The sequence below is a fragment of the Clostridium sp. genome, assembly GCF_040797585.1.
Lineage (GTDB): Bacteria > Bacillota > Clostridia > Clostridiales > Clostridiaceae > Clostridium_Z.
This window is the reverse complement of sequence record NZ_JBFNEO010000130.1, coordinates 1-8,062: the sequence shown is the minus strand read 5'-3', so window position 1 is coordinate 8,062 and position 8,062 is coordinate 1. Positions and strand designations below refer to the sequence as shown.

6 protein-coding genes are annotated in these 8,062 nt (G+C 31.3%); all 6 read left to right on the top strand.

What is annotated here, in order from left to right; all coding sequences use genetic code 11:
- Window positions 1-59 precede the first annotated feature (59 nt).
- The 6 genes from dtd (at window position 60) to AB2369_RS09070 (ending at window position 7,404) form a co-directional block, all read left to right on the top strand.
- A complete protein-coding gene (gene dtd, locus AB2369_RS09095; protein WP_367666167.1) occupies window positions 60-509 on the top strand; it encodes a D-aminoacyl-tRNA deacylase in 450 nt (149 codons plus the stop codon).
- 13 nt (window positions 510-522) lie between these two features.
- Window positions 523-1,128: an MBL fold metallo-hydrolase gene (locus AB2369_RS09090; protein WP_367666166.1), complete on the top strand. Its 606-nt coding sequence runs from the start codon at window positions 523-525 to the stop codon at window positions 1,126-1,128.
- 11 nt (window positions 1,129-1,139) lie between these two features.
- Window positions 1,140-2,564 (top strand): coproporphyrinogen III oxidase, encoded by a 1,425-nt coding sequence (locus tag AB2369_RS09085; protein WP_367666165.1) that lies wholly within the window; start codon window positions 1,140-1,142, stop codon window positions 2,562-2,564.
- Between the two features lie 207 nt (window positions 2,565-2,771).
- Complete coding sequence (gene hisS / locus AB2369_RS09080; protein ID WP_367666164.1) at window positions 2,772-4,025, top strand: histidine--tRNA ligase; 1,254 nt, start codon at window positions 2,772-2,774, stop codon at window positions 4,023-4,025.
- A gap of 17 nt (window positions 4,026-4,042) precedes the next feature.
- Entirely contained in the window at window positions 4,043-5,839 is a 1,797-nt protein-coding gene (aspS, locus tag AB2369_RS09075) for an aspartate--tRNA ligase (RefSeq protein WP_367666163.1), read from the top strand.
- A 335-nt stretch (window positions 5,840-6,174) separates the two neighbouring features.
- The gene (locus tag AB2369_RS09070; RefSeq protein ID WP_367666162.1) at window positions 6,175-7,404 is read left to right on the top strand and encodes an aminopeptidase; all 1,230 of its coding nucleotides are present in this window, start codon (window positions 6,175-6,177) and stop codon (window positions 7,402-7,404) included.
- Window positions 7,405-8,062 lie beyond the last annotated feature (658 nt).

Below are 8,062 nucleotides of genomic sequence, written 5' to 3'. Positions count from 1 at the left end.
GAAGGTAAAGGGTGTAATAGAAGTATATAGAGTTAAAAATTAAAAAGGGAAGTGAAGATATGAGAGCAGTAGTTCAAAGGGTTTTAAATTCTAAAGTAGTTGTTGAAGGTGAAGTAGTTGGAGAAATAAATAGAGGTTTCAATGTACTACTTGGAATCCATAAAGAGGATACAGAAGATGATATTAAATACTTAGTGGATAAAATAATAAACCTTAGAGTTTTTACTGATGAGAATGATAAGATGAATTTATCTTTACTTGATGTAAAAGGGGAACTATTAGTAGTTTCCCAATTTACTTTGTATGGAGACTGTAGACGTGGAAGAAGGCCAAGTTTCATAGAGGCTTTAGGGGGAGATGAAGCTGAAAGACTTTATGAGATTTTTCTTGAAAAGTGTAGGGAGAGTGGATTAAAAGTAGAGAAAGGAATATTTGGGGCAGATATGCAGGTGTCTATTGAAAATGATGGACCTGTAACTTTACTTTTAGAGAGCAAAAAAACTTTTTAATGGAGGGGTTTATATGATTATAAAGAGAATACCAGCTGGAGTATATGCTGCTAACTGTTATATTGTTATGGATGAGAATACAAAAGATATAATCCTAATAGATATTGGTGGAGATGCAGATGATATAATAGAAGAAGTTAAGAAGCTTAGAGGAAATGTAAGAGGAATAATTTTAACCCATGGGCATGTAGACCATGTAAGTGGAGTTTTAGAGTTTAAAGAAGAGTATGATGTACCTGTATATCTAAGTCATAAAGATGAAGAGCTTATGATAAATGGTACTTATATATATGGTAGTTTCAATGATAAAAGAGCAGACTTTTCCGTTAGACATGGAGAGGTAATAACATTAGGGTCAATAAAGGTAAAAGTTTTAGAGACTCCAGGTCATACTCCAGGAGGGGTAAGCTTTGTTATTGAAGATAATGTATTTACAGGGGATAGTCTTTTCTATGGTTCTATAGGAAGAACAGATCTTTCAGGAGGAAACTATGGTGAACTTATAGATAGTATAAAATATCACCTTTTAGTTTTACCGGAGGAAACTAAAGTGCATAGTGGACACGGACCTATGAGTACTATAGGTAATGAGAAGAGAAGTAATCCATTCTTAAGATAGTAGGAGAAAAAATGGTTAAGGTAGTATTAAATGAAGAAAAGTTTAGGTATGATATATATCAGATAATAAATCTTTATCATAGTTTTGAGGAGATAGATTTCACAAAGGAAGATGGAGATTATTATATAAATATAGACTCTCATAGTATAGAAATTAAGGGTAAGGATTTAGAAAAAACTTACCCTATTTCAAAGGATGTAAAGAGTGATATTAAAAAGGCTGTATTTAATTATTTTAAATCTATTATGGATAAACCTCTTCCATGGGGAACTCTAGTTGGGATAAGACCAAGTAAGATAGCACTATCCATGTTAAAAGAAGGAAAAGATGAAGAAGAAATAATAGAGTATTTTAAAGAAAAGTACCTAGCAAGTAGAGAAAAGGCAAAGCTTTGCATAGATATAGCTATATATGAAGACAAGTTTATAAATACTTCTAAGGATTTTATAAGTGTATATATAGGAATGCCATTTTGTCCAACAAGATGTGTATATTGCTCCTTTACAGCTAATCCTATAGGGGGAAATAAGCCTTTAGTTAAACCTTATTTAGATGCACTTATATATGAGATAAGAGAGATTGCAGCATATATAGAGGAGAAAAATTTAAAGCTCCAGTGTGTGTATTTTGGAGGAGGAACTCCAACAGCTATAAATGATGAAGAGTTTAGATATTTAATGGGAGAAATATATAATAATCTTATAGTAGACAAAGACGTAGAAGAATTTAATGTAGAATGTGGAAGACCAGATAGTATATCCCTAGATAAGCTTAAAACCATGAAAGACTTTAAGGTTAATCGAATAAGCATAAACCCTCAGACTATGAATGATTCAACTTTAAAATCCATAGGACGTAACCATTCTGTGGAGCTTGTTAAAAGTGTTTATAAAGAAGCTAGAGATATGGGATTTGATAATATAAATATGGATCTTATAGTGGGGCTTCCAGGAGAAAATTTAGATCATGTTAAAAAGTCATATGAAGAGATTTTAAAATTAAAACCTGACTCTTTAACTGTCCATGGTATGTCAGTAAAAAGGGCATCAAGACTTTATGAAGATATTTGCCATAATAAAACTCTTATAATTCCTAGCCAGAGAGAATTAAACTCTATGTATGATTTGACTAAGGATCTAGGTAAAGAGTTAGGTATGAGTCCTTACTACATGTATAGACAAAAAAATATGGTAGGAAACATGGAGAATGTAGGGTATGCCATAAAAGGTAAAGAAGGAATCTATAATATTCAAATTATAGAAGAAAGACAAACCATAATTGCCTTAGGGGCAGATGGTGTTTCCAAAGTTGTATTTTTAGATGAAAATAGGATAGAAAGATTTGCTAACGTGAAAGATGTTAGGGAGTATATAAAAAGAATTGAAGAGATGGTAGATAAGAAAAAAGAATTACTTAATACCTTATATACCTCTTAGGTATTATAGATATATGGAAGAGTCTCATCTAAAGAGAACAAATTAATACTTATCTAAAGACTTTATATTTGAAAGAAAATAAAGTATGTGAAATCTTGAAGTTCCTCATATATAGTAATTTGGAGTTAAGTTATGAGTAGATTAAGTTTATAAATATGTATAAGCATAATTTTTAATAAGATTTATTTTATAATAGGAGGGATAGTAATGGAAAAAATGCAAGCCCCAAAAGGGACTAAGGATATGCTACCAAAGGATAGTTACAAGTGGCATTATGTAGAGAATAAACTTAGAAGTTTATCAAAAGAATATGGAATAAGAGAGATTAGAACTCCTATGTTTGAGCATACAGAGCTATTTTTAAGAGGGGTGGGGGAAACTACAGATGTTGTTCAAAAGGAAATGTATACCTTTGAAGATAAGGGACAGCGTAGCATAACCTTAAAGCCAGAGGGTACAGCACCGACAGTTAGAGCATTTATAGAAAACTCTATCTATGCAGATACTCAACCAACAAAGATGTATTATTTTACTCCAGTGTTTAGATATGAAAATGTTCAAAAGGGTAGATTAAGACAACATCATCAGTTTGGCGTTGAAATTTTTGGATCTAAGGAAGCCTCAATGGATGCTGAGATTATATCTTTAGCAATGAGAGCATTTAATGAACTTGGTATTAAGGGATTAGAACTTAATATAAATAGCATTGGATGTCCTAAGTGTAGAAAGTTATATAACGAGGCTCTTAACAAATTTTTAGGTAGTAACTATGAAGAGTTATGTGAAACTTGTAAATCAAGATTTGAAAGAAATCCTATGAGAATACTAGACTGTAAGGAGAAAACCTGTAAACAAATAACTAAAGAAGCTCCTGTGATTTTAGATTATATATGTGAGGAGTGTAATGATCACTTTGAAACTTTAAAGAAGTATTTAGCTGTTATGGGGATAGATTTTAAGGTAGATCCATATATAGTTAGAGGACTAGATTACTACACTAAAACTGTGTTTGAAATTATAAATAAAGGACTTACAGTTTGTGGTGGAGGAAGATATGATAAGTTAATAGAAGAAATAGGTGGACCAGAGATGCCAGCGGTAGGCTTTGGTATGGGACTTGAGAGACTTCTTATGACTCTTGAAGGAGAGGGAATAGAAATAGAAGAGCCAAATCTTTTAGAACTTTATATAGGATCTATGGGAGAGGCCGCAAATCTTGAGAGTTTTAATATAGTTTACAACTTAAGAAAACTTGGAGTAAAATGTGAAGGGGATCATATGAAAAAGAGCGTTAAAGCTCAAATGAAGTATGCTAACAAAATGGGAGCTCTTTATAGCATGATCCTTGGAGAAGATGAGCTTAATAATAAAAAGGCAAATCTTAAGAGAATGAGTGATGGAGAAGTTTTTTCAGTGGATTTAACTAATCTAAATATGTTAGTTGAAATAATTAAAAAGTAAAGCTAGGAGGAGTAGTTATGGGCGAAGCACTAAATGGTGTTAAGCGTACTATAATGTGCGGTGACGTAAGAGAATCCAATATAGGTGAAAAAATCACTGTAATGGGATGGGTTCAAAGAAAAAGAAACCTTGGAGGATTAATATTTGTTGACTTAAGAGATAGAGAAGGAATTCTTCAAGTAATGTTTGGAGATGCAATAAATTCCGAAGCCTTTACTAAGGCTGATACTGTAAAGTCAGAATATTGTATAGCTGTAACTGGAGAAGTGGTTAAAAGAGAATCAGTAAATCCTAATATGCCTACAGGAATTGTAGAGCTTAAGGGAGAGAGTATAAAAATACTTTCAGAGTCTGAAACGCCACCAATATATATAAAGGAAGACTTAGATGCTTCTGAGGCTATAAGACTTAAATATAGATATTTAGATCTTAGAAGACCAGATATGCAAAATATTTTTAAAATAAGACATAGAGCAACTAAGGCTGTTCGTGACTTTTTAGATAGAGAAGGTTTCCTTGAGATGGAGACTCCAATGCTTACGAAGAGTACTCCAGAAGGGGCAAGAGACTATTTAGTGCCAAGTAGAAATTATCCTGGAATGTTCTATGCTCTTCCTCAATCACCACAATTATTTAAGCAACTACTTATGGTATCTGGATATGATAAGTATTTCCAAATAGTTAAGTGCTTTAGAGATGAAGACCTAAGATCAAATAGACAACCAGAGTTTACTCAAATAGACCTTGAAATGTCTTTTGTTGAGCAAAATGATGTAATGGCACTTAATGAAGCCCTTATATCTCATGTATTTAAAGAAGTCCTAGGTCATGAAATAAGCCTACCTATAAAGAGAATGCCTTTTAAAGAGGCTATGGAAAAGTACGGTAGTGATAAGCCAGATTTAAGATTTGGAATGGAAATAAAGGACTTAAGTGAGGCAGTTAAAACTTCAGATTTTAAGGTTTTTGCTGATACTTTAAGCAATGGTGGTTCTGTACGTTGTTTAACCCTTAAAGGTGGAGCTTCCATGGGAAGAAAAGATATAGATAGATTAGGAGAGTTTGTTAAAACATACAAGGCTAAGGGTCTTGCATGGATTCAATATAAAGAAGAAGAAATAAAATCTCCTATAGCTAAGTTCTTAAAAGAAGAAGAAATGAAGGCTATAATAGAAAAGGCAGAAGCTGAAGTTGGAGACTTAATACTTATAGTTGGGGATAAAAACTCAGTAGTATTCTCATCTCTTGGAGCTTTAAGATTAGAACTTGCTAAAAAGTTTGACTTAATAAAAGATAAAAATGAATTTAACTTTGTGTGGATAACTGAATTCCCTCTTCTTGAATATGATGAGGATGAAGGAAGATATTTTGCAGCTCACCATCCATTTACTATGCCAATGGATGAGGATATAGAGTATTTAGATAGTGATCCAGGAAGAGTTAGAGCTAAGGCTTATGACCTTGTTCTAAATGGAGAAGAGCTTGGAGGAGGAAGTATAAGAATTCATGATACAAATCTTCAAGAGAAGATGTTTAATGTTCTTGGATTTACTAGTGAATCTGCATGGGAAAGATTTGGATTCTTACTTGAGGCCTTTAAATTTGGACCACCACCACATGGTGGATTAGCCTTTGGTCTTGATAGAATGGTGATGTTCCTTGCAGGTACTGATAATATAAAAGATGTTATAACATTCCCTAAAAACCAAAATGCTTTCTGTCCTTTAACAGAGGCTCCAGGAAATGTTGATGAAAATCAACTTGTAGACCTTGGAATAAAAAAGATAGAGATTTCTTCTAAGGAAGAGAATTAGTAAATTAAAATAATTAAAGTATGAAAACACAGTATGTAGTAGAAACTACATACTGTGTTTTATTATATTAAATTTCTATTATAAACATTAATATGTATAAGTATATTTTAGTTTTAAGTGGATTAAGGAATCACTCTATGAGTAATGTCATTAAAGTATTAGATGTAAGGAATTTTTTACTACAACATATAAAATATATGAAAAATATAACTAAGATCTTTCCATGTATTATGATATAATTATAGAAATAATATTAGAATATAAATATAAGGATTTAATATTATCTATATAGTAGTAGAATCCTTTAAATAATATATACGAGGGGGCAATATTTTATGAATAATGAACTATTAAAAAAGTATGCAGATTTAGCTGTGAGATGTGGGATTAATATTCAAAAGAATCAAACCCTACATATAAGTTCACCACTAGAATGTATAGATTTTGTACGTGCTATAGCAAAGTCAGCTTATGAAGCTGGAGCAGGAAATGTAGTAGTGGATTATGTAGATGATGAACTAACATTAATTAAATATAACAATGCACCAGAGGAGAGTTTTTCTAAGGTTCCCAACTGGGCACCTTTATCAAAGGTAGCTTTGGCTAAAGATGAAGGAGCAGCTTTTTTAAGTATATCTGCTAGAAATCCAGAGCTTTTAAAGGATGTAGATCCTAAAAAGGTAGCAGCAGCAAGTAAGGCAAATAGTATAGCTTTTAAAGAGTTTTCGGACTTTTTAATGGGAGATAATGGTCAATGGGCCGTTATATCAGTACCTACTAAGGCTTGGGCTAAAAAGGTATTCCCGGAATTAAATGAAGAAGAAGCAGTGGAAAAGCTTTGGGATAATATATTAAAGATAGTAAGAGCAGATAAAAAAGATCCAGTAAAGGCTTGGGAAGAGCATTTAAATAACTTAAAGGAAAAAAGAGCTTTTCTTAACGGGAAAAAGTTTAAGTATCTTCACTACAAATCTGAAGGCACAGATTTAACCATAGAATTCTCAGAGAATCATAAGTGGCTTGGAGGAAGTGATTCAACTAAAAATGGAGTGAATTTTGTAGCTAATATGCCAACAGAAGAGGTGTTTACTCTTCCACTAAAAACTGGAGTAAATGGTCATGTAAAGAGTACTAAGCCTCTTATCTATGGAGGAAATATAATAGATAATTTTGTTCTTTATTTTAAAGAAGGAAAAATAGTAGATTTTACAGCGGAAAAAGGCTATGATGTTTTAAAGAATTTAATAGAGACTGATGAAGGATCCCATTACCTAGGAGAGGTAGCCTTAGTACCACATAATTCTCCAATATCTAATTCAAATATAATTTTCTTTAATACTTTATTTGATGAGAATGCTTCTTGTCACTTAGCATTAGGAAAAGCTTATTCAAGTTGTGTAGAAGATTATGAAAATATGACTGAAGATGAAAAGAAAGCTCAAGGAGTAAATGATTCATTAACTCATGTGGATTTTATGGTAGGATCAAAGGACTTGAATATTGAGGGAGAAACATTTAATGGAGAGAAAATTTCAGTATTTAACGATGGAAATTGGGCTTTTTAAAAAGTTAATTATAAAAATATAATTTTAAGTATAAAACACATATATTTTATAGCTCTTCGTTAAAATATGTACTTGACCCATATATTAATTTATAAAACCAATGTAAATAGCTACAAATCTCATTGTTTTTATAAGTCAAGATCATATTCTAGCGGGGAGCTATTCTCTTACTATAAATAATTAAAATAAAGTGACTTATTAAATATTTTTATTTAATAATAAAATAATATAAATCCCATTTTAATTAGTTAAAATACAGGTAGAAGGTCATAGAATTAAAATTTCATGAAATATGATGAAATTTATTTTTATTAAATTATTAATTGAGGAGTAAATATTCAGTGCAATAGTTATAATAATACTAGGAAGTCTTAGAAAAAGAAATTTTGAATCCTAAGTTAACCTGTTGCAAGAAAAATATAACAGCATTTAAAGATCTAAAATAAATTTTTTAAATAGAGAAATTTAATTCTTCTAAAATTAAGTAGTTTCAATAAAAATCATTTCACATATGTAGTTAAGTTATATAAGATATAGTGATGGTATAGTAAATTAAAGCTGGAATTGTATTATAAAGAGAAAGATGATATAATTGTATCATACTCTATAGGGGTATAGTATTTAAGGAGTGGTAGTATGATGGAGTTTAAAAACGAAG